The organism is Kribbella antibiotica, assembly GCF_004349055.1.
Taxonomy (GTDB): domain Bacteria; phylum Actinomycetota; class Actinomycetes; order Propionibacteriales; family Kribbellaceae; genus Kribbella; species Kribbella antibiotica.
Genome location: NZ_SMKX01000026.1, coordinates 49,963 through 74,769, shown reverse-complemented (window position 1 = coordinate 74,769; position 24,807 = coordinate 49,963). Strand labels below are relative to the sequence as shown.

General features: G+C 67.1%; 20 protein-coding genes. 11 read left to right on the top strand and 9 right to left on the bottom strand.

Annotated features, from left to right (window positions below):
- Positions 1-82 precede the first annotated feature (82 nt).
- Positions 83-934, top strand: a complete 852-nt coding sequence (locus tag E1263_RS11860) for a helix-turn-helix transcriptional regulator (protein WP_132167293.1) — start codon at positions 83-85, stop codon at positions 932-934.
- Positions 935-1,015: 81 nt separating this feature from the next.
- Here the strand turns inward: E1263_RS11860 and E1263_RS11855 are convergent, their stop codons facing one another.
- The 3 genes from E1263_RS11855 to E1263_RS11845 all read right to left on the bottom strand — a co-directional run bounded on the left by E1263_RS11855 (position 1,016) and on the right by E1263_RS11845 (position 2,710).
- Positions 1,016-1,357, bottom strand: coding sequence for a hypothetical protein (locus E1263_RS11855; protein ID WP_132167292.1), 342 nt, complete (start codon positions 1,355-1,357; stop codon positions 1,016-1,018).
- A gap of 3 nt (positions 1,358-1,360) precedes the next feature.
- On the bottom strand, positions 1,361-1,816 hold the full coding sequence (locus tag E1263_RS11850) for a prevent-host-death protein (RefSeq protein ID WP_132167291.1): 456 nt from the start codon (positions 1,814-1,816) through the stop codon (positions 1,361-1,363).
- 192 nt (positions 1,817-2,008) lie between these two features.
- On the bottom strand, positions 2,009-2,710 hold the full coding sequence (locus tag E1263_RS11845) for a hypothetical protein (RefSeq protein ID WP_132167290.1): 702 nt from the start codon (positions 2,708-2,710) through the stop codon (positions 2,009-2,011).
- A gap of 255 nt (positions 2,711-2,965) precedes the next feature.
- Between E1263_RS11845 and E1263_RS11840 the strand changes: the two genes are divergently transcribed.
- Both E1263_RS11840 and E1263_RS11835 read left to right on the top strand, forming a co-directional pair.
- Positions 2,966-3,802: a hypothetical protein gene (locus tag E1263_RS11840; RefSeq protein WP_238161194.1), complete on the top strand. Its 837-nt coding sequence runs from the start codon at positions 2,966-2,968 to the stop codon at positions 3,800-3,802.
- Positions 3,803-4,026: 224 nt separating this feature from the next.
- The gene (locus E1263_RS11835) at positions 4,027-4,392 is read left to right on the top strand and encodes a hypothetical protein (RefSeq protein WP_132167289.1); all 366 of its coding nucleotides are present in this window, start codon (positions 4,027-4,029) and stop codon (positions 4,390-4,392) included.
- A gap of 72 nt (positions 4,393-4,464) precedes the next feature.
- Here the strand turns inward: E1263_RS11835 and E1263_RS11830 are convergent, their stop codons facing one another.
- From E1263_RS11830 to E1263_RS11815, 4 genes are all read right to left on the bottom strand, one after another.
- A complete protein-coding gene (locus E1263_RS11830) occupies positions 4,465-4,848 on the bottom strand; it encodes a hypothetical protein (RefSeq protein WP_132167288.1) in 384 nt (127 codons plus the stop codon).
- Between the two features lie 136 nt (positions 4,849-4,984).
- Entirely contained in the window at positions 4,985-5,914 is a 930-nt protein-coding gene (locus E1263_RS11825; protein ID WP_132167287.1) for a neutral zinc metallopeptidase, read from the bottom strand.
- Positions 5,915-5,991: 77 nt separating this feature from the next.
- Positions 5,992-6,930 (bottom strand): hypothetical protein, encoded by a 939-nt coding sequence (locus E1263_RS11820; protein WP_132167286.1) that lies wholly within the window; start codon positions 6,928-6,930, stop codon positions 5,992-5,994.
- On the bottom strand, positions 6,927-8,588 hold the full coding sequence (locus tag E1263_RS11815) for a peptidase M16 family protein (RefSeq protein WP_132167285.1): 1,662 nt from the start codon (positions 8,586-8,588) through the stop codon (positions 6,927-6,929). The genes E1263_RS11820 and E1263_RS11815 overlap by 4 nt, the downstream gene beginning before the upstream one ends.
- Before the next feature lie 271 nt (positions 8,589-8,859).
- Here E1263_RS11815 and E1263_RS11810 point away from each other — a divergent pair, with 271 nt between their 5' ends.
- Genes E1263_RS11810 through E1263_RS11790 form a run of 5 tightly spaced genes read left to right on the top strand, consistent with a single transcriptional unit; the run spans position 8,860 to position 14,351 of the window.
- Positions 8,860-10,158, top strand: coding sequence for an ABC transporter substrate-binding protein (locus E1263_RS11810; protein ID WP_132167284.1), 1,299 nt, complete (start codon positions 8,860-8,862; stop codon positions 10,156-10,158).
- Positions 10,155-11,108 (top strand): carbohydrate ABC transporter permease, encoded by a 954-nt coding sequence (locus tag E1263_RS11805; protein ID WP_132167283.1) that lies wholly within the window; start codon positions 10,155-10,157, stop codon positions 11,106-11,108. Before E1263_RS11810 ends, E1263_RS11805 begins: the two co-directional genes overlap by 4 nt.
- On the top strand, positions 11,105-11,956 hold the full coding sequence (locus E1263_RS11800; protein WP_238161193.1) for a carbohydrate ABC transporter permease: 852 nt from the start codon (positions 11,105-11,107) through the stop codon (positions 11,954-11,956). The genes E1263_RS11805 and E1263_RS11800 overlap by 4 nt, the downstream gene beginning before the upstream one ends.
- Positions 11,953-13,362 carry a GH1 family beta-glucosidase gene (locus E1263_RS11795; protein WP_132167282.1) on the top strand — a complete coding sequence of 470 codons (1,410 nt, stop codon included), beginning with the start codon at positions 11,953-11,955 and terminating at the stop codon, positions 13,360-13,362. The genes E1263_RS11800 and E1263_RS11795 overlap by 4 nt, the downstream gene beginning before the upstream one ends.
- Positions 13,359-14,351: a LacI family DNA-binding transcriptional regulator gene (locus E1263_RS11790; RefSeq protein ID WP_132167281.1), complete on the top strand. Its 993-nt coding sequence runs from the start codon at positions 13,359-13,361 to the stop codon at positions 14,349-14,351. The genes E1263_RS11795 and E1263_RS11790 overlap by 4 nt, the downstream gene beginning before the upstream one ends.
- Before the next feature lie 52 nt (positions 14,352-14,403).
- On the opposite strand, the gene E1263_RS11785 is transcribed toward E1263_RS11790, so the two are convergent.
- Positions 14,404-17,331: a glycoside hydrolase family 48 protein gene (locus E1263_RS11785; RefSeq protein ID WP_165956584.1), complete on the bottom strand. Its 2,928-nt coding sequence runs from the start codon at positions 17,329-17,331 to the stop codon at positions 14,404-14,406.
- A 204-nt stretch (positions 17,332-17,535) separates the two neighbouring features.
- Here E1263_RS11785 and E1263_RS11780 point away from each other — a divergent pair, with 204 nt between their 5' ends.
- Positions 17,536-18,825, top strand: coding sequence for a glycoside hydrolase family 6 protein (locus tag E1263_RS11780; RefSeq protein WP_132167280.1), 1,290 nt, complete (start codon positions 17,536-17,538; stop codon positions 18,823-18,825).
- Between the two features lie 33 nt (positions 18,826-18,858).
- Here the strand turns inward: E1263_RS11780 and E1263_RS11775 are convergent, their stop codons facing one another.
- Entirely contained in the window at positions 18,859-21,507 is a 2,649-nt protein-coding gene (locus E1263_RS11775; RefSeq protein ID WP_238161192.1) for a substrate-binding domain-containing protein, read from the bottom strand.
- Between the two features lie 48 nt (positions 21,508-21,555).
- Here E1263_RS11775 and E1263_RS11770 point away from each other — a divergent pair, with 48 nt between their 5' ends.
- Together E1263_RS11770 and E1263_RS11765 are read left to right on the top strand one after the other, a co-directional pair.
- Positions 21,556-22,614 carry a LacI family DNA-binding transcriptional regulator gene (locus E1263_RS11770; RefSeq protein ID WP_238161191.1) on the top strand — a complete coding sequence of 353 codons (1,059 nt, stop codon included), beginning with the start codon at positions 21,556-21,558 and terminating at the stop codon, positions 22,612-22,614.
- A 143-nt stretch (positions 22,615-22,757) separates the two neighbouring features.
- Complete coding sequence (locus tag E1263_RS11765; protein ID WP_132167278.1) at positions 22,758-24,764, top strand: glycoside hydrolase family 6 protein; 2,007 nt, start codon at positions 22,758-22,760, stop codon at positions 24,762-24,764.
- Positions 24,765-24,807 lie beyond the last annotated feature (43 nt).

Genomic DNA, 24,807 nt, shown 5'->3' with positions numbered 1-24,807 from the left:
ACCAGGGTCGGATGATCTCCGGGGCGGATACAGGCACAGGCTGTACCAGGATCCGCCGGCGGGCAGCGGGCAGACTGGGGTTATGGACAAGCAGGAGCTCGGAGCGTTTCTCCGGAGTCGGCGCGAGCGGTTGCGGCCGGAGGATGTGGGGCTGCCGTCAGGGGCGCGGCGTCGGACGCCTGGCCTTCGTCGCGAGGAGGTCGCGGTTCTCGCGCACATCTCGACCGAGTACTACGTGCGGCTCGAGCAAGGTCGGGCGCCACGCCCGTCCGGTGAGGTGCTGGCCGGGATCGCAGGAGCGTTGCGACTCACGGACGCGGAGTCTGATCACCTTCACCTGCTTGCCGGTACTGCGCCGAGTCGTACCGGACTGCATCGGCGCGACGTCCGCCCGAGCATCCTGACCCTCCTCGAACGGTTGCCGCAAACGGCTGGGTTCGTGACGTCAGCCGTGTTCGAGGTACTCGCCTGGAACGATCTCGCGGCCGCGCTGATGGAGGACTTCGACGAGCTCGAGCCAAAGGATCGCAATCTCGCCCGCCGCGCCTTCCTTGCGCCGCCATGTGACGGCCTGCCGCTTTATGGGGTGTCCGACGCTACCGAGTTCAAGCAGAACGTCGTGATGGAGCTCCGGTCGACGCTGGCCCGCTACCCGTCCGACCCCGCGGTGACCGGCCTGATCGACGAGTTGGGGGCGGGCAGCGCCGAGTTCGCCAGACTCTGGGAACGGCACGACGTACAGGCGACGCAAATGTTGACGAAGTCCTTCCACCACCCGGTCGTCGGCAAAGTCACCGTCGACTGCGACTCGCTCGCCCTGACCGACCGCGACCAGCACCTGGTCCTCTACAGCGCCCCGGCTGGCTCCCGCGACGCCGAGGCGCTGGCCCTCCTGAACGTCCTCGGCGCCGAAGCCAACGAATACCGGCGATAGCCCGCCGTACATACCGCGATTTGCTCAACCCCGCCGTCGCCACTGGGGCTGCTTTCCAGTCAGAAGAGCCTAGCCCCCGGCCTACTTTGTCTGGTTCGGATGGCTTGTGTGCACCTGTTCTAAATACACCGCGCGGCCTTCAACGTAGAACCAGATCCGAGCCGTACCTTTGACTGTCGGCTTGTGCTGCCATCGCTGGTGGTTGACCCCTGCCCGGCACACGATCCCCAGCGCATCCTTCAGCGGGTAGTTGGTCGGTGTGACGTCCAACGGAGTCCTGGTCAGGAAGTCCCAGGTATCGGCGAGCGGACCTCGCAGTGTGGCTGCGAGGTCACGCCAGCCCTTCTGTGCGTTGGTCGAGGCGAAGCGCAGTTCGTACTCGCTGTTCTTGGTCGGACGCTCGACTTTTGTCTGCTTCCCCATGTGTCAGGGACGCTCCACCGGCTCGTCCTCATCAAGCCATTCCACGGGTGCATGCCCCAGACCGGCGGCGAGCGCAGTTGCTGTTTCACGCCAGGAGGTCAGCTCGGCGAGCGCGAGATGTGCCTGGCCAGTGGCGAATGATGCCCTGGCCGCGGTCAGGATTTCGGTTGCGCAGGTTTCACGGCCATCCGGACTGAGGGCGAGCATCCATGGGAAGTGATCACTCATCCGCTCGCCTAGTGTCCCCTCGAGGCTGGTGGAGACCGCGATGAGCTGGGCCGCAAGTTCAAGCAGCGAGTTACGGGCTCGATTCTCGCTCTCCGACATGAGGACCAAGGACTCGCCGTCCCGGCGCGTCACCTCGACAGGATGATCCGAAGCCGCGGCAAAAACCTCGGCCGACGAGCGACTCAAGTCAGACGACTGGAAGGAGTTTCGAGATGCAGTGTGGGTCGCCATGCAGCCATGCTAGTTCAGAATGTGTTCTGAATTCAACTGTCGGAGTTCCCGTCACCTCTGTTGGCCACGGTCGCGCAGGTGCCGCCGCGCGGCACTGAGAGCCGGCGCCCCGGAGGACGGCCGCCCTCGGCAGCTGCAAACGGGCGAGCCGTCGTACAGGCGGTTCACCTCACGCACCTGAACACTGATCGCTCAATCAACACCTGACATCGGGCGACCGTAGACCTGGAGTACGGCATGCGGCAGTCGGTCGGCGATGCCAGATAGGACGTGCATCTGTCGTACGACGGTGTCGAGCACAAATTCGCCGGACGCCCAGGTGATCAGCGAGTTGCCCGACACCTGCCATTCCATGTCCGGGAACTGCAGGAGCCAACTGGTCATGTCGGGGTGAAGGACGGACCAGCCGTAAGCCTCATCGTCACAGCGGACGTGGAACGCGTCGTTGAACGCCACCGAGTCGGTGAGAAAGTCCTGCTCCTTGACGAAACGCTTGAGTTTGGAGTCTCGAGTGACGACGAGGGGCGGCAGGGCAACGGGCAGCGTGACCGCCAGCAGGTACACGATGGGCAGGTCCGAATCCCGGCCGTTCTTCTGTTGCCTGCCGGGCAGGGCGTACTCCAGCAGGTAGACCGGGCGAAGGCGAAGGCTGCTGGCCAACATCTGGATCGGTTCTCCGGTCTCGTAGAGCCGCTCCGCGACACTGCAGAGCCAGCGATTCGCCGGCGCCTTGGAGAAACCCAATTGCTGCAGTCGCAAGCGTCGATCGTCTCGGATATGGCCCTCAAGCCACTTGTACACACGGTCGGACCACTTGCGCAGGCTGGAGCCGTACCTGTGAACGATGAACCCCGCCACACACACGATGGCGACGGAAGCAATCCAGCTGCCCATGTAGGCATGGTAAGTCGCGCCCGGGTCCGTCACGCTGCGCAGGGCAGCGCGCCCCTCGCGTAGGTCGAACTTTCACTGTGCCGGCCGCATCAAGCTGAGTGACGATCTACTGCAGGCATGGCGCCGGCAACCTGGGGGCAGGTCACGAGAGGTTGCGAAATGCGTTGTAAGCAAAGGATTTTCCGTCGAGGTTCCGTAGTACTGAGCGCGGCGTCGCTGTTGAGCGTCGGCTTGCTACCCGGAGCCGCCGACGCTGTGACAGCCACCGGCGACGCCAACGCCGGCATGTGCGGGCTGGACCTGGGGTCGGTGACGGCCGGAGGTGATCATCGGACGCAGCGGATCACGGCCGGCTCGCCCCCGACAAGGACTAACAACCGGATTGTGGTGCCCAAGCTGTACGACGAGCCGGTGCGACTCAGCACTTCGATGTTCACCTCCCTGTCGGGCGGCGACCCCTTGATCGAGGGTCATGTAATCATCGGCCCGACCATGGCCCGGAGCGGCTACGCGTTCTCCAGCGACGGCACACTCGATACGGCCTCGATCCGCCTCACGCCGATCGCCGGCGGACACGAAGACACCGTCGCGTTCGAGGAGTCCCGCTATCGAGAGGGGACCGCCCCGCGAACGACAAGCTACCGGGTACGCAGCGATGGCTTCATGGTCAGGCAGAACAACGTCATCGGAAATCAGTGGGAGACGACCGGCGTGGCTTCGGGGTTCGGGCTGGTGAAAGCGATGGTGTTAATCAGCAAGACCCGGACCTACGACACATTCCTCGCGAACACGCGAGGCGGTGTGCTCTCCACGGTTCGCATCCCGACAACATCGCCGATGAAACCAGTGGTCAAACGGGTACGCGCCAGTACCTGGCAGGGCTTCGAATTCTTGATTGCGCAGAAATGTGGCAACCAAGGCACCCTGCTGCTCGGCGTCGACAAGGACACCCAATCGGCCTTTCTGTACGCCGTCGGTCACGCCAACGGCACCGCCACGGTCATCCAGCCTCTAGGCAGGGTTCCCGGTGCATTCAACGACCCGGCCTACTTCCGCTTCACCCCACTCGTCGACCCACTTGCAGGCGAGTAGGCGCCTGCTCTACCACTCACCATTTCGTTCCTCACAACGCCTACAGTCGACTCGATCCACCAAACGTTTGTTCTACGAGCCACCCATTTTGCATCGATGCAAACGTGACATTGAGCACCGTTGGTCAGCGACTGGTTACCTATTGCACCGGACACTCGGTCATGGCACATTGTGCGACGCCTCTCCGGAGTGGAGAGGTTACGCAAAACATGGGGAGGAACCTGATGTCGCTCCACATCAGCAAAGCGTTCGCCGTTGGCTCGGCCATGGTCATGATGGCCGCAGGGGTCACCGCGATCGCCGCCGGGACTGCCACTGCCAGCACCACAGCCTGTAACAACACCGTCGTGGGTGGGCCGAACAACTCCGGCGGTTTCCTGCAGGCCAAGGCTGGCACGCCGTACCGCAAGGGTCCGGGTGCGAACTACTGCGCCTACAGCAACCGCGAGGGCACCGGTGCGATCTGGTGCACGAAGCGCAGCGCGGACGGCAACCCGTGGTACCTGGCCCGCGACACGTCCTCCGGCGTCATCGGTTGGGTCTGGGCAGGCAACGTCTCCAGCACCAGCGGCACGATCAACAACTGCTGACGAAACCGAGCAAGGGCTCACCACGGACCGTTCCTGGTGAGCCCTTGAACGGCGCGGCAGGTGGCGCGTTGCTCAGGTGGTGACGCGCTTCTTCGCCGAACAGCTCTTGTAGCCGGTACGCGTGTTCGTATTGCACACGTAGAACTCGATCTGGACCCCATGCCCCCCAGTGAAGGGGCCAAGGTAGACGCCGTCTCCGTGGCAACTGCCGTCCGAGACAGTGCGTCCCCAGGCGCCTTCGAACGTCCTTTGGTGCAGCACCGCCCCTCGCGCGTCACAGCTCTTGTCCTCGGCGTTGAAGGTGTAGTTCCCGTTTGCCCCGACGATCACCCGCCCGTACGCCCCGCCGTCCGGCGAGGTCACAGACGTGGAGACGGCATGTGCTGGGCTTGCCACCAGCAACCCGCTCAGCGTCACTGCGACTCCTACCAGTGCCTTCAGTACACGTGCCTTCATCAGTCCTCCGAGAGAGATGTCTCGGGCAGGCTTGCGCCCGCCCGATGGATTCGTCGCGACCATACGAGTTGTCGCCGACGCGTCTCTGCCCGTACCGCACCCGTACTTCGGGTGGCCGATGCATCGGCAGGCGTGATCAGGCGACGCTGGCGGTGGAGGCGGCGAAGGTGTTGCACGCGGCGGGGTTGCCCGAGCCGAAGCCCTTGCGCGACCAGCGGCTGTGGTTGGTCTTGTTGCCGTGCGAGCGGGTCGGGTTCCACTCGTCGCCGCGGTTGGCGACCATCCAGTTCCACTTCTTCAGCCAGGCGCCGGTGGCCGGGAAGTACTTGCGATCGGCGCCCAGGTAGACGCCGCTGAAGCACGACGCCTGCAGCTCGATCCGCCGGCTCTCCAGCAGTTGCGCGTCCGTGCCGTTGGTGTGGTTCGTCCGGGTCTGTGACGCGTCCATGATCCCGGTCAGCCGCTGGATGTGATGGCCGTACTCGTGGCCGACCAGGAACGCCATCGTCGCCCGGGTCCACAGCTTGTTGTCGCGGCGCTGGTTCTTGAGGTCGAAGTCGGCCTTGAGCGAGATCACGCCCCCGCAGTACGCAGCAGAGTCTGTGATGCTGCACTGCGAGCGCGGCTGGTCGCCGACGAGGATCTCGACCTTCGGCGCCCAGAACGTGTACCCGGCCTTGCGGACGATCGGCGCCCAGGCTCGGTCCAGGCAGTGCACGAACTCGGTGTAGTACGCCCGCACCTGGGCCACCGAGGTAGCGCGTTCCGTCGGCTCCTTGCACCGCGAAGCCGGCACCGCGCCGACCCGGTAGAGCCGGTTCTGCGTCACCGTCCGGTTGGCCACCACCACCGGCGGCTCGGCCGGAGTCGTGCTCGTCGATGGACTCGGCGTCGAGACGGTCGGTGTCGGGGAGAAGGTCGGAGTCTCGGAGCTGGGCGTCACCGAAGGCGTCGACGCCGCCTTGAACGTCCCGCCATCCTTGCCCGACCCGCCGATCAGCCCGCACCCGGCCACCAGCACCAGCACGGTTCCAGTGACCACCGACATCGCTACCCGAGAATGCACCCGCAGAACCTAACCCCGTAAGGGGCTCACCGGCCAGTGCCGCCCGGATCAGGTCGAGCGGCCGGTCCGCGCGCTGATCAGGTGACGTTCGCTCGGGCCTTGCGAAAGTTCTTGGCCGGGTTGCCGCCAACGTACCCCCACGGATTGGCGGTGATCTGGTCGCCGAGCCGGGCGAACACGGCCGCCGCGGCGGGTCGATCGCCGGCGTTGGCGAATGCCATCGCAAAGGTGTTGAAGTACAGCGGCCAGCCGGGCCGGAGGTCGGCGGCCGGGTGTAGCACGGAACGGTCGGCGGCCGCTCGGAGCTCCGCCTGGACTTCGGGCCGGGCCAGGTAGAGCCGGGAGGCGGTGCCCTCGAGTTCGATCATCACCTCAAGGTGGGCCAGCGGAATCAGCGCATGCAGCATGTTGCCGTCCGGCGCCGCCGTGGCCGCGGACCGGGCTAGGTGGAACATCCGGTCGTGGCTGCCACTCCACTTCTGGCAGTTGGTCTGCAGCCACTCTGCGTGCGCCTTGAGATTGGTGGCGTGCCTGGAGATCGCTTGCTGGAAACGGAACTCGCCGTCTTCGAGGTCGAGCTGCAGCCCGCGAGCGGTCCGCACCAGGAAGGCCCAGGCCGCGACCTCGTCCGGGTTCGCCTCGACTACGTCGTACAGGCTGCTCTCGGCGAGGCGGAGCCGTTCGAAGAAGAGCTGGAACTGCTCGGCCTGGGTGTACTTCACGGAATATTGGCCGCGTGCCTGCCAGGCCCACGCAACGGCATGACAGCCGCGAACCAACTGCGCCAGCGGGTCAGCGGCAGCAACCGTGCTGATCCAGTCCTGGACGTCGGGAACAGACCCGCAGGCATCGAGCAGGAAGCACCGGTCGTCCGGGTGATCGGTGCCGAGCAGGATCTGGCGAGCGGTTGGCCAGTCGCGCCGGCCCAACGCGTCACAGAACGACCGGGCCAGCGGGTCACCCATGCACGGATCAATCGCGGGCACCGATGGCGCCCGGCGTCGTAGCAGCTTCACTTTTTGCTCCTGCGTTGTTTGAAGAAGGTGACCACCGCGATGGCGATACCGACCGGGAGGGCGCGGGCGAGGAGGGATCCGATCTCGCTCGGTGCGATGGTCAGCACCGCGGCGAGGATGACGAGCACCAGGAACGGCACCCACACGACCGGCCGGTTGAGCCAGCCCCGGAAGGTGTCGATCCGGCGGACCTTGACGTACGGGATCTGGTCCTTCGGCCGCTCCGGCAGCCGGATGTGCAACGCAGGAGGAACCCCCGCGTCGAGCAGCGCGACCGCCTGCACACCGTGGTGCCACAACGTCGGCTCTACCAGCACCTGATAGCCGTCGGGCCGGATCAGCTGCCGCCCGCCATCCGGGTACCTGAGCATGCCCACGACCTCGTCGTACGCGGCGGACGTGCGGCCGTCAGCCGCCTCCCGATACACGCCGGCGGCACCAACCGTCAGCGCGCCCTTGGACTCCGGATGGATGGGCCGGAACCGGCGTCCGTCCGACGGCTTGACCACATCCAGTGGACTGCCCAGCCAGGTCAGTTGCGGATCGCCGGCACCTTCCGGATCGACCGACACGAGCAGATCGCGCCACACCGACAGTGCGACTTCGCGCACCTGTGCTGCGGTCACCGCGTCCGTCTCGGCCGCCAATTCCTCGACACTGCTCGTCACCGGTGTCCCGAGCAGCGCGTCGCGAGCGGCCATGAAAGGGAGCCACTGATGGGCGGGCTGCGTGCCGAACTGGCGGATCCGCGCATCGAGGTCGTCTCGCAGCTCGACCGGATCGGGCCCGCGGTCGCGCAGCCTCCGCAGTACGGCGATGGATTCACTGACCGCAGATCGCAGTGCCTCCGGGATCACATCCATGCCGACCGTCAGCATCGCGCGATCGGCGTCAACCAGCTCGTACGACGACCATGCGCTGTAGCCGACTCCGGAGCCGTGCCGGAGGCCGCCCTGCAGGCCCCGTTCAAAGGCACGCAGCATCGCGCCGGCCTCTGACGACCGGCCGGCCGTCCCGGACAGAGCGATCGCAGTGGGCCGGCCCGCGAAGCCGCCGGGCAGTGGCTGATCGCACTGGACGGAGCGGGCGGGAATCATCCGAGGACCCGGGCGCAGCGGCAGTTCGAGCCCTGCGGGCGGTGGCCCCGACAGGGCGAGCACCGCATTGCCCTGGGCAAACGCACGGGCTGCGAGCTCACGCAGCCCGTCCGGCTCGGCGGTATGGAGGCCGAACTCGTCGTACTCGGCGAGGCCCGCTCCGCGAGCGCCGTACCGCCAGAGCAGATGGCTGCCGACCGGGTTGCCGCCGCGCCGGGAGCTCTCCGCTCGCAGAACGCGGCGCTCGTGATCGAGATCGGAGAAGACCGGATCACTCAACCAACGACAGAGGTCGCGCAGGTGCGCGACCACGTCGTCAGGCTCGCCCTCGACATCGAACGCGGTGTGCAGCAGGCTGACGTGGCCATTGACCGGAGTCCGGATCGAATCCCGGCCATGCAAGGCCAGATGCTCCAGCAGGTGCAGCCAGCCGTGGGTTGGCAGCGGCTCGTCCGCCATCCCGGCCCTGAACCACAGGTTGGCCCGCAGCGCGCCGGGACCGGGCAACCAATAGACCGGTACGCCGTCGACCTCTGTCGTGCGCAGCTTCTCGCCGCTCATCCGTCCGAATCCCCCAGTGCTCGTCAGTAACCGGCCAATCGTGCCGGATGTCGAGAGCTCGCGGCAGAGACTTTCGCCGAGTTGCAGCTTTTGACATGTCCAGGTCGATTTCCCCCGACTACGAAAAGTGTCGCCACGACTTCGGACGGTGCGAATTGAGACTCGATTTGGGAACGCTCCCATTGAGGTGTTGACAGGTTTGAAACCGCCCCCGATGCTCTTGGGAGCGCTCCCAAATGGGGCGTGAAAAGCAGCGAGGAGGGGTCAGGCGATGAGCCAGACGAAGCGGTTCCTGGCGGTCACGGTGGCTGCCGTGACGGCACTGGGCATGGTCGGGGCATGCAGTAAGAACACCGAGGGCACCAAGCCCGCGGCGGACGGCAAGATCACGCTGGTGGTCGACACTTTCGGGGACTTCGGTTACAAGGCGCTGGCTGCGCAGTACGAGCAGGCGCACCCGGATGTCAAGGTCGAGCTGCGCAACGTGCAGAAGCTCGACGACTACAAGCCCAAACTGGTCCAGTACCTGGCCGCCGGCAGCGGCGCGGGTGACGTGGTGGCGCTCGAGGAGGGCGTCCTCAACGAGTTCAAGACCCAGCCGCAGAATTTCGTCAACCTGCTCGACCAGGGCGCGGCGGAGCTTCAGCCCAACTTCCTGCCGTGGAAGTGGGACCTCGGCCGGGTCGGCAGCGACGGACCGCTGATCGGGCTCGGCACCGACGTCGGCGGTCTGGCCGCGTGCTACCGCAAGGACCTGTTCGCCAAGGCGAAGCTCCCGACCGACCGGGACGCGGTGTCGAAGCTGTGGCCGGACTGGAACTCGTTCATTGCCACCGGCAAGAAGTTCGGCGCCGCCAACACCGGCGCGAAGGGCTTCGTCGACTCGGTCACCACCAGCTTCTCGGCGATGCTGTCGCAGGCCGGTGACACCAACTTCTACGACCGCGACAACAAGCTGATCGCCGACTCGAACCCGGTCGTCCGGCAGGCCTGGGACACCTCGATGACGATGGTCTCCGAGGGCGTCAGCGCCAAGATCCCGACCTGGTCGAAGGACTGGGAGGCCGGCTTCAAGAACGGCAGCTTCGCGGTCACCATGTGCCCGTCGTGGATGCTCGGCATCATCAAGGGCAACTCCGGCGAGGCCAATGCCGGCAAGTGGGACGTTGCCGCGGTGCCTGGTGGCGGTGGCAACTGGGGTGGTTCGTGGCTCGCCGTACCGACCCAGAGCAAGCACCCGAAAGAGGCCTACGAGCTGGCCAAGTTCCTGACCTCGCCGGACAGCCAGGTGGCTGCCTTCAAGGAGGCCGGACCGCTGCCGACCGCGCCGAAGGCGCTCGACGACCCGGCGTTCCTGGCGCTGACCAATGACTACTTCTCCGACGCACCGGTCGGCAAGATCTTCGGCGCCGGAGCCAAGACGCTGAAGCCGCTGGTCCTCGGCCCGAAGCACCAGGCGGTCAAGGAGCGTGCCTTCGAGCCCGCGCTGCAGGCCGTCGAACAGGGCAAGCTCACCCCCGACAAGGCTTGGCAGCAAGCGCTCAGCAGCGCTGTCAAAGAGGCGAAGTGACCTCTTCCAGCGTCGTCCGGCCGTCGGCGGCAGCAACTGCCGCCGACGGCCGGGTTCCCTGGCGCTCCCGGCTGACGCGCGCGGACGTGAGGTTCGCGCCGTACTTCTTCATCGCGCCGTTCTTCGTCCTGTTCGCCGTCTTCGGGGCGTTCCCGTTGATCTACACGGGCTGGGTGTCGTTGCACGACTGGCATCTGATCGGTGAACACACCTTCGTCGGGTTCGGCAACTACACCGCGCTCTTCGCGGACCCGGACTTCTGGAACGCACTCAAGAACACCGTCGGTATCTTCGTCCTCGCGACCGTCCCGCAGTTGCTGATGGCCCTGGCGATGGCGAACCTGCTGAACCGCAAGATCCGCGGCCGGACGTTCTTCCGGATGGGTGTGCTGATCCCCAACGTCACCTCGGTCGCGGCCGTCGGCATCGTCTTCGGGCAGCTGTTCGCCCGCGATGTCGGCCTGGTCAACTTCCTGATCACCTGGCTCGGTCTGGACGCGGTCGACTGGCAGGCCAACACCTGGTCGAGCTGGATCGCGATCGCTGTGATGGTCGACTGGCGTTGGACCGGCTACAACACCCTGATCCTGCTCGGTGCGATGCAGGCGATCCCGAAGGATCTGTTCGAGTCCGCCTCGCTGGACGGCGCGAAGCCGTGGCAGCAGTTCTGGCGGATCACCGTGCCACTGCTGCGCCCGACGCTGCTCTTCACCGTCGTCATCTCCACGATCGGAGGCCTGCAACTGTTCACCGAGCCGGTGATCTTCGGGAACGGCCGGATGCTCGGCGGCACCCTCGGCCAGTTCCAGACCGTCACCATGTACATGTACGAGACCGCGTTCCAGCGCTTCCAGTACGGGTACGGCGCCGCGATCGCCTGGGCGCTGTTCGGGCTGATCGTGATCTTCTCGCTGATCAACCTGCTGCTCGTCCGGAGGGCCGCCCGGTGAGCCGGCTGCGCGCCGCCTCGGTGCGGCTGTGGCGGGCCAGCCCGTTGACGTATCTGGCGCTGATCGTCGGCTGCGTGACCTCGCTGTTCCCGATCTACTGGATGTTCGTCGTGGCCACCCGGTCCAACGACGTGATCAACGACGTACCGCCGCCGCTGCTGCCGGGTGGTGACTTCGGCGCGAACGTGAGCCGGGTCTTCGCGAACGAGCACGCCGCTTTCGCCTACGGGCTGGTCAACTCACTGGTGGTCTCCAGTGTGGTCACGCTGTCGGTGGTGTTCTTCTCGACGCTGGCCGGGTTCGCCTTCGCCAAGCTCCGGTTCCGCGGCCGCAACGTGATGCTGCTGGTGATCGTCGCCACGATGATGGTGCCGGTCCAGCTCGGCCTGATCCCGCTCTACATGCTGATGGTGAAGATCGGCTGGAACGGCAGTCTGCAAGCGGTGATCGTGCCGTTCCTGGTCAGTGGTTTCGGGGTCTTCATGATGCGCCAGTACGCCGCCGAGGCGATCTCGGACGAGCTCGTGGAGGCGGCGCGGGTGGACGGCTGCTCGACGTTCCGGATCTACTGGAACGTCGTCCTGCCGGTACTGCGGCCCGCCGCGGCCATCCTCGGTCTGCTCACCTTCATGCAGACGTGGAACGAGTTCATCTGGCCGTACGCGATCCTCGACGCCAACACTCCCACTGTCCAGCTGTCGCTCAGCCTACTGGCGACGGCGTACTACACCGACTACGCGCAGGTCTTCGCGGCGACGGCTCTGGCCACGCTGCCGCTGCTCGCGGTGTTCATCGTGTTCGGCCGCCAAATCATCGGCGGCATCATGGAAGGTGCGATCAAGTCGTGACAACCGACAGCCAGACCGAGGCCGGGACCGGGCTGCAGTTCCCCACCGGGTTCCTGTTCGGCGCCGCCACCGCTGCTTACCAGGTGGAGGGAGCCGCGACCGTCGGCGGGCGCGGGCCCTCGATCTGGGACACCTTCGCGCACACCCCGGGCCGGGTCCTGGGCGGTGAGACCGGCGACGTCGCGATCGAGCACCACCAGCGGTACCGCGAGGATGTCGCCTTGATGGCTGACCTCGGTCTGCAGGCCTATCGCTTCTCGATCTCGTGGCCGCGGGTCCAGCCGGACGGCAGCGGTGCGCTCAACACGGCCGGCGTCGACTTCTACTCGCGGCTGATCGACGAACTGCTGGCGGCCGGCATCGAGCCGTGGCCGACCCTCTATCACTGGGATCTGCCACAGCCGCTGGAGGACGCCGGCGGCTGGCCGGAGCGTGACACCGCGGAGCGATTCGCGGACTACGCGGGCGCGATCACCGCCGTACTGGGTGACCGGGTTCGGCAGTGGACGACGTTGAACGAGCCGTGGTGTTCGGCGTTCCTGGGCTACGGATCCGGCGTGCACGCACCCGGCCGCACCGACCCCGCGGCCGCCGTCCGGGCCGGGCACCACCTGATGCTCGGACACGGTCTCGCCGCCGGCCGGCTCAAGGCCGGCGGCCACAAGGTCGGCGTCACCATCAATCTGTACGACGTTCTTCCCGTGAGCGACCGGGATGTCGACCTGGACGCCGCCCGGCGCATCGACGGTCTGCAGAATCGCTTCTTCCTCGATCCCGTCCTGCTGGGCTCCTACCCAGCCGACGTGATCGAGGACCTCGCCGAAGTCACCGACTTCGCGCACGTCCAGGACGGTGACCTCGCGGTCATCTCGACCCCGCTCGACATGCTCGGCGTGAACTACTACAGCCGGCACGTCGTGACCGGGGAGGCCGGCGGCGGTGACGACGGTCACGGCGGTAGTGGCGGCGCCTCCCCCTGGCCCGGCAGCGAACAGGTCGGCTTCGTCAAGGGCGATCTACCGCTGACCGCGATGGGCTGGGAGATCCATGCCGAAGGACTCACCAGCGTCCTCGAACGGGTGGCGACCCAGTACCCCTCGGTGCCGCTATACGTGACCGAGAACGGTGCCGCGTTTCCCGACGTACCGGATGCGGACGGTCTGGTCCGGGACCCCGACCGGATCAGCTATCTGGACGGCCACCTCCGGGCCTGCCAGGCGGCCATCGATCTCGGCGTCCCGCTGCACGGCTACTTCTGCTGGTCGCTGTTCGACAACTTCGAGTGGTCCTGGGGTTACTCGCGGCGGTTCGGCCTGGTCTACGTCGACTACGAGACGCAGACACGAACCCCGAAGAGCAGCGCGTATTGGTACGGCGATCTGATCCGAGGCAGGCTGACTCCATGACCGAACCCCGTCCCACCATCGAAACCGTCGCGGCCCGGGCGGGGGTGGGGCGGGGAACCGCGTCCCGAGTGGTCAATGGATCGTCCCAGGTCAGCCCTGGCGCACGGGCCGCGGTACTGAAAGCTATCGACGAGCTCGGGTACGTGCCGAACCGCGCAGCGCGCAATCTGGTCACCCGCCGGACCGATTGTGTGGCCCTCGTGATCTCCGAGCCGGGCGAGCGTCTGTTCACAGAGCCGTACTTCGCCGGCATCGTCCGTGGCATCAGCTCGGCGATGGCCGAGACGCAGCTGCAGCTGTGGTTGTCGATGGTTCAGAGCTCGACCGAGCGTGATCGCGTGGACCGGTTCCTGACCAGGGAGCACGTGGACGGCGTAATGATGCTGTCCCAGCACGCCGACGACCCGTTGCCGGGCAAGGTCCTGGCCAGCGGATTGCCGCTGGTTCTGTGCGGCCGGCCGCTCGTCGGGCCGGATATCCCCTTCGTCGACGCCGACAACGCGAGCGGCGGGCGCCTGGCGGCGCAGTACCTGCTGGATCAGGGCCGCGGCCGGATCGCGTCCATCGCCGGCCCGCAGGACATGTCCGCCGGCGTCGCTCGGTTGCAAGGTTTCCGCGAGGTCGCCGGGGACGACCTGGTCGAGTACGGCGACTTCAGCGAGGAGAGTGGAGCCCGCGCAATGGCAGCCCTGTTGGAGCGTGAGCCCGCAGTGGATGCCGTCTTCGCCGCCTCCGACCCGATGGCCTTCGGCGCGATGCGGGTTCTCAAGGCGGCCGGGCGACGGATTCCCGAGGACGTGGCCGTGATCGGTTTCGACGGCTCACCGGGCGGCCGGCACTCGGACCCGCCGCTGACCTCGGTCTTCCAGCCGGCCGAGGAGATGGGCCGGGAGATGACCCGGCTGCTCCTTGCCCAGCTCGCCGGCAACCAGCCGCCGGAGACGCAGGTCATCGTCGGCACCCGACTGGAGCTGCGCGGCAGCGCCTGAACACATGGGCGCGCCCCCGGCCAGGTGGTGCCGGGGGCGCGCGTTCAGCGGGTTAGCCGAATAGCTCGGCGTGCAGTGAGAACGCTGTGGCGATCTCGGCCTGCGCCCAGAACCGGTGGTAGGTGAAGGTCGGCGCTGGACCGCCGTTCAGATACGACTGCACTTTCGGCCAGTCCGGGTCGTTCTTGAAGAACGACCGCATCGACAGGAACGTCGAGGTCTGGCCGATCGCGTCGCCGTTGGGCATCGTGCCGGTCCAGCCCGGCGGAACGTACGGTCCCTCCCCCGTAGCGGCGTCGTACTTGTCGTCGAACCGGTTGTAGTCGGCCCGAGTCTCCGGGATCGCAATCCCCTTGGCGTCCTGATGTGCCAGCAACGCAGTCAGCAGACCCTCACCCGTGGTCTTGGCCGAGGCGCTACCCGACTTGGCCGCGTAGTTCAGCAGAGTCTTCGCGTACGACGCCGCAACGCCGACGTCCTGGCCGTGATTCAGCACGCTCACCCGCAGGTTCGCGTTCGCGCCCGGCGAGCCGGCGTTCCAGGTGTCGGGGGCACCGGTCCAGGACAGGTCGTTCGGAATCTGGAACGCCCCGTTCGCACCGACCGTGGTGTTGTTGATTGCCCACGGCACCCATTTGTCGAGGATCTTCTTCGCCCGCGGATCCCCGGTCATCTGGTACAGCGATGCCGTCCGCTCCATCTGCCAGACCTGGAAGCCGAACCACCGGTTCGACGGCGGGTCGCGCCATACCGGGTGTGCGTCGTAGAACATGCCGTAGAAGGTCGGCGTACCTGCAGGAGGCGTGCCGTAGTTGCCTTCCCAGCTGTTCGTGACACCGCCGGCGATCCCGCCGTCGGCCGACTGCAACCACTGCAGAACCTCTAGTTGCCGGTCCATGCTCTTGGCCCAGTCCGCCTGCCCAGTGGCCGATTTCGGCTTCAGCGCCGGCACCTTCGCCAACGCGTACGCCGCCAACGGGTTCTGGTAGCCCTGGTGCGAGGCGCCGTCACCGATGCGCCAGGCCCAGCCCGCGGACGTATCCGTCGCGCCACCCCAGGCGTAGTACCAGGACATCAGGTAGTGATCGCTGTCCTTGCCGGTGCCCGCCGGACAGGCAGTCGGTCCGACACAGTTGCCGATCTTCTTGAAATACTTGTCGAACATCGCGTACCGCAGGTAGTCGCCCATCTTCGCGGCCTTCGCCACCTCGGGCGCAATCTCGGCCTCCTTGCCCTGCGCGGTCGCCCACTGGCTGGCCAGCAAAGCCACCTGTACGGCGCGCGCGTCCGCATCCGGAGCGTTGGTGTACTTCCACTGCTTGGCGTAGGAGCTGTCCTTGGTGAACAGGTCCAGATAGCCGTTCGGACCACCGTGCTTGAAGGTGTCACATGAAGGCTGCGGGATCGTCTCCCACACCGATTCCGACGACCCGCGCTGGTAGGTGTTGATGTACGACGGCGTCGTGGTGCCGTCGCCGCACCGCCCGAATCCGAGCGTGTTGTCGACGTCCAGCAGCCAGTGCATGCCATAGATGTCGTCAGTCCCGTACGCCGTCTTGAGCTCGGCGGCGATCGGGTCGGAACCGACAGCGACCGACGGGTTGAGCTGGGACGGATACCCGGTCATCGCGTTGTGCTCGGGCGCGTACGTCGCCGGCTTGGCCGGGTTGTACTTGTCGTTGGTGGGCTGATCCGCCTTGGCCGGGATGATGAACTTCTCCATCGAGGCCCAGGCCGATTTGAACGGAGCCCAGTTGCCGGTGATCTTGCCGTAGCTCGCTTCCAGCCACAGGTAGTAGCTGAACGCCTCCGAAGTCGTCTGGTGCCCGTGATCAGGCGCCTCGACCATCAACGTCTCCACCGCGTGGTACGGCACCAGCAGGTCACCGAACTTGCGGAAGTAGCCGCTGGCCGGGTCCTTGATCTTGTTGTACTGCGTGAGAAACGCCTCTTGGAACGGTGGAGTCGTCGCCGAGATCTCCTTGGCGGTCACCGCGGCCGACGCGTAGCCGGTGGCCGTTGCGGAGAAGACGGCAGTCACCAGGTCGCCGCCGTTCGCCGCTGAGGTCACCGTCACGTTCTGCGGCGTGTTCCAGTTCGCTGTAGTGAACGTCAGCGAGGCCGGTGTCGCGGTGAGGTCGGTGCTGCCCGAAGACCGGGCCACCGCGACAGTCACCGGGGCTGCTGGCTGGCTCGCCAGCGTCACGCCGAAGGTCGCCGTACCGCCTTGTTTGACGTTGAGCGTCGCTGGCGTCGCCACGATCGTCGGCCCGGCGAGCACCTTGATCGCTACCGGTGTCGCGGAGGCCGCGAGGCCGCGGTCGTCGGTCGCGCGCGCCGAGACTGCGTGGTCACCGACAGATGCGCCCGACCACGAGCCTTGGTAGGGACTAGTCGTGTCGGTGGCGATCACGACGCCGTCGGCCAGGAATTCGACCTTCGCTACCGTGCCGTCGCTGTCGGACGCAGTGGCCGCGAGCGGGATCGCTTGCCCGGTCTGGAACGTCTGCCCCGCGGTCGGCGAGGTCACCGCCACGGTCGGGGCCTTGTTGGCACCGGCGCACGAGATGCCGTTGACCGTGAAGTCGGTGGGCTTGCCGTTCGTCGCTCCGCGCGTGCCTTGGAAGCCGACGGTCGCGCTACCGCCGGTACCGATGTTCCGGTTGTGGTCCACCGGCAGGACGGTGACCTTGGCGCCGGCCTGCGTGTAGGTGCCGTTCCACAGGTTCGTCACCTGCTGGCCGTTCGGGAAGGTCCAGGCGAGGGTCCAGCCGTTGATCGGGTCGCCTTCGTTCTTGATGGTCACGTCGGCGACGAAACCGCTGTCCCACTCGTTCTGCACGGTGTAAGTGACCGAGCAGGCCACCGCGGCCTGCGCTGTCGGCGCGACGAGCTGCATCAGTCCTGCCGCGGTCGCCATCGCGACCCCCAGGACGAGCGGTCTGGCGCGGAGCCGGCCCGCTCTCGTTCGAAGCCTCATAGTTTTCCCTCCATCGGGACCAAAGGGGTGGAGACGCTGGATGGGAGCGCTCCCAGTTGCGGCAGCGTAAGAGCTGGACGATCCGGCGAGAAGGCCGTGCCGTGGACCTAAACGTTTCAGCTGCGGGAATGCCGCCGGCTGGCTACATTCCAAGGCGATGGGAGTGCTTCCGATGTCCGTCTCCCGACATTGGAAGGTGCGTTCATGCGCTCACGACACCTCGCGTACGGCGGCCTACTCGCCGCCCTCACGCTTTCTTCGGCTCTGTTGCTCAGCGGAGGCAGTGCTCAGGCTGCCGCCTCGCCGTTCTACGTGGATCCGGGCACCAGCGCGGCCAAGTGGGTGGCGGCGAACCCGAACGACTCGCGCGCCCCGCTGATCCGCGACCGGATCGCCTCCACGCCACAGGGGAAGTGGTTCACCACTACCAACACCGCCACGGTTCGAGGCGAGGTCGAGGCGTACGTCGGCGCTGCCGCGGCCGCTGGCAAGGTGCCGATCATGGTCGTCTACAACATCCCCAACCGCGACTGCGGCGGAGCCAGTAGTGGCGGCGCACCGTCCCACGAGGCATACCGCGCCTGGATCGACCAAGTCGCGGCAGGGGTGGCCGGTCGTCCTGCAGCGATCGTGCTCGAGCCCGACGTACTGCCGATCATGACGAGCTGTCAGTCGGCCGACCAGCAGAACCAGACGAAGGCGTCGATGGCCTACGCCGGGAAGAAGCTCAAGTCCGGTTCGGCCCAGACCAAGGTGTACTTCGACATCGGTCACTCCGCCTGGCTCGCACCGGCCGAGGCTGCAGCGCGGCTGCGCGGCGCGGACATCTCCAACAGCGCCGACGGGATTTCCACCAATGTGTCGAACTACCGAACCACTGCCGACGAGGCCAACTTCGCCAAGGCCGTCCTGAACGCGGTGGGCGACTCGCGACTTCGCGCGGTCATCGACACCAGCCGCAACGGCAACGGGCCGTTGGGGAGTGAGTGGTGCGACCCGGCAGGCCGTGCCATCGGTACGGCGAGCACCGATCAGACCGGTGATGGCCAGCTTGCCGCGTTCTTGTGGGTGAAGCCGCCGGGCGAGTCCGACGGATGTATCGCCCCAGCAGGCCAGTTCGTCCCGCAGCGCGCCTACGACCTGGCCGCCGCCAGCGGCTCCACACCGACACCTACACCGCAACCAGGCGGGTGCAAAGTGACGCATCGTGTGACCAGCACTTGGGGCTCCGGCTACTCCGGTGAGGTCGTCATCGAGAACCGCGGAGCGCCCATCAACGGGTGGACGCTCACCTTCTCGGCACCGGGCGTGACAGTGACGCAGGGCTGGAACGGCACCTGGACAGACGCAGGAGACGTCGTACGGGTTGTCAATGCGTCCTGGAACGGCGGTCTCGGTACTGGTGGCACCGCGACTGTCGGCTACAACGCGGACTTCAGCGGCGGCACGCCGCCCTTCTCCGCCGCGACTCTGAACGGCGTTGCCTGCGCCTAAACTGCGCCCGATCTGGGGCTCGGTGCCTCTCCCTCAGCGGGGAGGCATCGAGGCCCGGGTCTGGGCGCGGAGCAGCGCAATGTCCGCAGCACGAAGCGCGTCGTCGGCGTCCTTGAACTGCTGAATGCCCGGCAGCACCCCGACCGCGATTCCCAGCGCAGGCTCAGCCGTCAACCAGGCAAGGACTTCCTGCACGCGGGTCTGATCTGGCCCGACGCCTTCGAGCAGTACGCCGAACTCGTCCTGCCGAAGCCGCGCAGCCGAATCGGCATCGCGCAGTACCGACTGCAGACGACGAACGACCTCACGCCGTACGTCGGCCCGCAGCGGAGCCGACGGATCGACGACGCGCGCGAGCAGTACGGCGCAGTCGTAGTCGTCAGGGCGGTTCCGGACGCGCTCCAAGGACTCGCCGAGCCGATCGAGGAAGAGCACCCGGCCGGCGAGACCTGTCTCGGGATCGCGCAACGTGTTGCGGCGCAAGGCAAGCTCAGCCTCCTTGCGCTCGGTCATGTCGACGAACGCTCCGACCAGGCGGGCCGGGCAACCCGCGTCGTCGAGAACCGCCACAGCCCGGCACATCATCCATCGGTACGCTCCTGAGGACGTCTGGACTCGATGCTCGATCTCGAGTGGAGCCCGGGCGCCTCCCAACTGTGCGGCGATCGCAGCGGACAGGTCGAGGCGGTCGTCGGGATGCACCCGGTCGAGCCACTCGGACGGCGTACTGCCGATCTCGTCCTCGTCGTACCCGAGCGTCTGCTTCCACCGCGGTGAGTAGTACACCGTCCCGGCCGAGACATCCCAGTCCCACGTACCGTCCTGGGCCGCCATCGAGGCCAGCGCGTACCGCTCCTCACTGGCGCGCAGGGTGTCCGCCAACGCTCGCTCGCGATTGGCCGCCTCCGCCAGCGCCTGCCGCTGGTCGTGCAGCGAGGCCAGCAGGCGCTCGTGATCCAGCGCGACGGCCAGCAGTGTGGCCCAGTGGTTGTACTTGTCCCGGCCGCTGGTCATGCGGGTGTCGACTGTGCCTTCAATGGCGAGCAGGCCCCAGTCGCTGCCGCGCGATGTGACAGGCAGGACCAACGTGAGCCGACTGCTCCCGGCCGCGCCCGCCCGGGTCATCGTGGCCGGAGGGAACTGGCTGGCTTGCGACCGCGATCCGACCAGCCGGGAGAGCGCGCCGGAACTGTCGTCCACACCGACGATCTCCAGCTCCCGGTCGCCCGTCGCCGAGCCGGTCCAGAGACCGAGGCAGGCTGCGCCGCGGCCGGCCCGCGGCAACCAGGTCAGGGTGCGCGGGCCACCGCCGTCGCCACGCAGGAGATCCAGGTCGACCTCGTACTGGTCGGCGATCGCGCGTTCCAGGTAGCCGCTGCGTGCGAGCAGCGGCAGGGTGCAGCCTCTCGTCAGGGCCAAGGTGGTGTCGGTACCGGCGCGGAACAGCGTGGGCAGCCGCTCCGATCCGACCGGGAGCGTGGCCGCGAGCTCCCACTCGAGGTCGCGGACGACCGCGATCAGTTGTTCGAGGGTCTCCGGATGCGGCCGCCGTGCGGACGTCAGCCGGGCCAGGCTGCTCAGCGACGAGCCGCTGGGCAATCGGCCTTGCTCAGCAGCGGTCGTGACCGGCTCGACGACTGCCTGGAGCCACCGCTCGCGGGCGTCGTCGTCGATCCGGCGGCTGTCCGTGACCGCTGCGGGGGCCGCGAACCCGGTATCGGCCAGGTGTCGCAGCCGGGCCCGCGCGGGCGTCGTACCAGGCAGGTTGTTCACATCGCCTGCCGCCGATTCGCCACACCCACAGGACTCGCGGATCACGAGGGTCGACGGGGCTCGGTGCACGCCGCTGGTCACGGTGTCGCCGCGCAGTTGTGCCAGCAGGAGATCGACAGCCAGCCCGCCGACCCGGTTGTTGTGCGGGTCGATCGTCGACAACCTGGGGAGGAAGCGAGCACCGGTGTCGGTGTGGTCGAACCCGATGACGGCGTGGTCGCGCGGCAGCACCAGTCCCGCCGTTCGCAACGCGCGCAGGAATCCGATGGCATTGCGATCCGTCGCCGCCACGGTCGCAGTCGTCGGTAGGCCGGCGGCGAGTAAACGCGAGGCAGCATCGGCACCGGCCTGCTCGTGGTTGTCGGAGATCTCCTCGAACCACTCCTGGTCGATCCCATTCTCGACGAGCGCCGCGGCGTAGGCCTCGTGCCGCTCGCGAATGTCGCGCTGCGCCGGATTGCCGATGAACCCGATCCGCGTGTGCCCATGATCGATCAGATGCCGTACGGCGGCCCGCACACCGCCGGCGTTGTCCGGCACCACCACCGGCACGGCCGGGCCGACCGTGTCCGTGCTCAGCACGACAACCGGGCAGCCCCACTGCTGAACCGCCGCGAGCCGGTCCTGCCGAACAGCGCTGGCGAGGATGATCAGACCGTCGACCGCACCGAGCGCCACCGGCACCTCGAGCAACGGTTCGTCGGGATACCGCTCGCGATCGAGACCCGCCGGATAAGTCTGTACGGCGACCACCCGGTGGCCGGCATTGCGCGCGGCCCTTGCGATCCCGGCGATCAATGCGCCGAAGTAGAACCCGCCGACCACTGGCGAGAGCACGCCGATCGTCCGTCGCGGAATGCCGTTCGCGGCACTGCGTCGTACCGGCGCCATCTTTGCTCCCTTCGGCATCGACCCGAGCTGATGTATTTCGGGCCGCCAGGCAACACACTGGTCATTGTGGTCTCACCGCCCCCCGACCGCCCCGGCTTGCCCGCGCGCCGCGTCACGATCGCGGATATCGCCCGGGCGGCAGGTGTGTCGATCGCTGTTGTCTCGTACGCCGTCAACGGGCGACCTGGTGTCTCGGCGGCGACACGTGAGCGTGTGCTGCGGATTGCCGAGGAGTACCGGTGGCAGCCGAGTGCTGCGGCGCGGTCGATGCATACCGGTCCGCGGGCTGTCGGGCTGGTGGTCAGTACCGCCGCCGGTGGGGTGTCGTCGGCAAGCTCGTTCCTCGACCTCGTGACTGCGATCCAGGATGTGTTCGGCAAACACGGCTATGCGTTGCTCCTGAAGGTCGTGGAGTCCGTCGACGCGGCTGTTGCGACGTACCGGACCTGGTGGGCCGAGCGCAGGTTCGACGTGATGATCGTGACCGATGTGCTGAGTCAGGACCCGCGCGTCGAGGCACTGCGGGCGCTCCGGGCGCCAGCAGTCGTAGTGGGAGCACCGGCTGCGGCGCAAGGGCTGACCTCGGTCCACCTCGACGACGCAGAGGCGTTCGGCCGCGTGGCGTCGTACCTGATCGGCTTGGGGCATCGCGACGTTGCAGTGGTGACGGGACAGCCCGAGCTGCATCGCACGCAGGTGCGAGTGGCGGCGCTCGCGCGGATGCTCAAGGATGCTGGCGGTTCGCTGCTTCGGATGACTACCGATGCCGGACCGGAAGAGGCGGCTGCCGCGACACGGCAGCTGCTAACCAGTCCAGTGCCGCCGTCCGTCATCGTGTACGACTCGGACCAGATGGCGTTGGCTGCGCTCGATGTGGCGCGGCGACTCGGCGTCGAGGTTCCGTGGGACCTGTCGATCCTGGCCGCGAGCGACTCGGCGCTCTGCCGGCTCAGTACGCCGGCGCTCACCGCACTGCCCTCGCCGCTGCGCGAACTCGGGACGGCTGTCGGAGACGCCGTGCTGGCGGTGCTCAACGGTCAGAGCGCGACCAGCCACGTCGTACCGGTTGGTGGGCTGGCGATTCGCGGCAGCACGGGCCCGTTGGCCCGCCGCACCAAGCAGTAACTGGCCGCGGCCTTAAACGTTTCGGTCCCTGCCGGACGCGGCGCCTCCTGTGTGAGCGTTCAGGTCAGCCACCGACGCCCACGGTGGCTCGTACCGGCTTCCGCCCGGACCGGTACGCCGGACTGCTCCTCAAGGAGGACCGCGTGTCCCGAACTCCCTTGCGGCTGATCGCCGCAACCACCGCTCTGGCAACCGCTCTGGTTGCTCTGCCGCTCACCGCCCTGAGCGCCAGCGCTGCCGAACCGCACGTCGACAACCCCTACGCCGGGGCGACCCAATATGTGAACCCCGCTTGGGCCGCGTCGGTCGAAGGGGCTGCCACCCGAGCCGATGCCGCACTGGCTACCAAGATGCGAGCCATCAAGACGCAACCGACCGCAGTCTGGATGGACCAGATCAGCGCCATCGCCGGCAACGCCTCCGGCAACGGGTTGCGGTCCCACCTGGACCAAGCCCTGCTCCAAAAGCAAGCCGGTACGCCGCTCGTCGTGAACCTGGTGATTTACGACCTGCCCGGCCGGGACTGCTACGCACTCGCATCGAACGGCGAACTCCCGGCGACGGATGCCGGACTGGCGCGCTACAAGGCCGAGTACATCGACCCGATCGCGGCGATCCTGGCCGACGCGAAGTACCAGAACCTCCGGATCGCGGCCACGATCGAGCCGGACTCGCTACCGAACCTCATCACCAACATCTCCCACCAGCCCTGCCAGCAGGCCGCGCCCTACTACCGGGCCGGCGTCAAGTACGCCCTGGACAAGCTGCACGCAATCCCGAACGTCTACAACTACATCGACGCCGCACACTCGGGCTGGCTCGGCTGGGACACCAACTCCGGACCGGCCGCGAAGCTCTTCGCCGAGGTGGCCCGGACGACCGTCGCCGGCTACGCCTCGATCGACGGCTTCGTCGCCAACACGGCGAACACCACACCGCTGGTCGAGCCGTACCTGCCGAACTCGTCGCTGACCGTCGGCGGCAACCCGGTCCGATCCGCCAAGTACTACGAGTGGAACTTCGACTTCGATGAGGTCGACTGGACGGCGCATCTGTACAACCTGCTGGTCGCCGAAGGATTCCCGGCCAGTACGGGCATGCTGATCGACACCTCCCGCAACGGCTGGGGTGGTGCCGCTCGCCCGACGTCCGTCTCGACCAGCACGGATCTGAACACCTACGTCAACCAGTCGCGCGTCGACAAGCGCGTCCACCGGGGAGCCTGGTGCAACCCGTCAGGTGCCGGTATCGGCGAGCGCCCGCAGGCCACGCCCAGCGGGTACGCCGGATCACATCTCGACGCGTTCGTGTGGATCAAACCGCCGGGTGAGTCCGACGGTGCGTCGACCGACATCCCGAACAACGAGGGCAAGCGGTTCGACCGGATGTGCGACCCGACGTTCGTCGCACCGAAGCTGGACAACCAGCTCACCGGTGCACTGCCCGACGCGCCGCTATCCGGTCAGTGGTTCGAAGCACAGTTCGTCCAGCTGGTACGGAACGCCTACCCGGTCATCGGCGGCGGCACCAACCCGACGGACCCCACACCACCCTCGGCGCCGACCGGACTGACGGCCGGCACGATCACGAACACCTCGGTCGCACTGACCTGGACCGCCTCGACCGACAACGTCGGTGTGACGGGCTACGACATCTACCGGGGTAGCACCCTGGCCGGCAGCTCCGCGACCACGAGCTTCACCGCAACCGGCCTCACCGCCAGTACGGCGTACTCGTTCACCGTGCGAGCAAAAGATGCCGCAGGCAACGTTTCCGTCCCGTCCGGTGCGCTGTCGGTAACGACCACCGGCACGACCACCCCACCCGGCGGCTGCAAGGTCGCCTACTCGGCGAACACCTGGAGCACCGGCTTCACGGGGTCGGTCAAACTGACCAACACCTCGACTGCACCACTGGCGAACTGGGTGCTCTCGTTCGACTTCGCCAACGGCCAGACGGTCCAGAGCGGCTGGAACGCCAACTGGTCCCAGACCGGCACAAAGGTCACAGCAGTCCCCGTGCCCGGCTCCTGGAACGCCACCATCACTCCCGGGACAACCGTCGAGATCGGCTTCAACGGATCCCACTCCGGCACCAACAATCCCCCGACCGCGTTCACCGTCAGCGGCCAGCCCTGCACCATCGGCTGACCCACCCGCAAGACTCCTCGCCTGATCTCCGCAGCCCCGGGGT

Bases quoted from the DNA above. Each gene is read 5' to 3' on its own strand.
- E1263_RS11860 (WP_132167293.1), top strand. From the start codon at position 83: ATGGACAAGCAGGAGCTCGGAGCGTTTCTCCGGAGTCGGCGCGAGCGG.
- E1263_RS11855 (WP_132167292.1), bottom strand. From the start codon at position 1,357: ATGGGGAAGCAGACAAAAGTCGAGCGTCCGACCAAGAACAGCGAGTAC.
- E1263_RS11850 (WP_132167291.1), bottom strand. From the start codon at position 1,816: ATGGCGACCCACACTGCATCTCGAAACTCCTTCCAGTCGTCTGACTTG.
- E1263_RS11845 (WP_132167290.1), bottom strand. From the start codon at position 2,710: ATGGGCAGCTGGATTGCTTCCGTCGCCATCGTGTGTGTGGCGGGGTTC.
- E1263_RS11835 (WP_132167289.1), top strand. From the start codon at position 4,027: ATGTCGCTCCACATCAGCAAAGCGTTCGCCGTTGGCTCGGCCATGGTC.
- E1263_RS11830 (WP_132167288.1), bottom strand. From the start codon at position 4,848: ATGAAGGCACGTGTACTGAAGGCACTGGTAGGAGTCGCAGTGACGCTG.
- E1263_RS11815 (WP_132167285.1), bottom strand. From the start codon at position 8,588: ATGAGCGGCGAGAAGCTGCGCACGACAGAGGTCGACGGCGTACCGGTC.
- E1263_RS11810 (WP_132167284.1), top strand. From the start codon at position 8,860: ATGAGCCAGACGAAGCGGTTCCTGGCGGTCACGGTGGCTGCCGTGACG.
- E1263_RS11790 (WP_132167281.1), top strand. From the start codon at position 13,359: ATGACCGAACCCCGTCCCACCATCGAAACCGTCGCGGCCCGGGCGGGG.
- E1263_RS11785 (WP_165956584.1), bottom strand. From the start codon at position 17,331: ATGAGGCTTCGAACGAGAGCGGGCCGGCTCCGCGCCAGACCGCTCGTC.
- E1263_RS11780 (WP_132167280.1), top strand. From the start codon at position 17,536: ATGCGCTCACGACACCTCGCGTACGGCGGCCTACTCGCCGCCCTCACG.
- E1263_RS11775 (WP_238161192.1), bottom strand. From the start codon at position 21,507: ATGCCGAAGGGAGCAAAGATGGCGCCGGTACGACGCAGTGCCGCGAAC.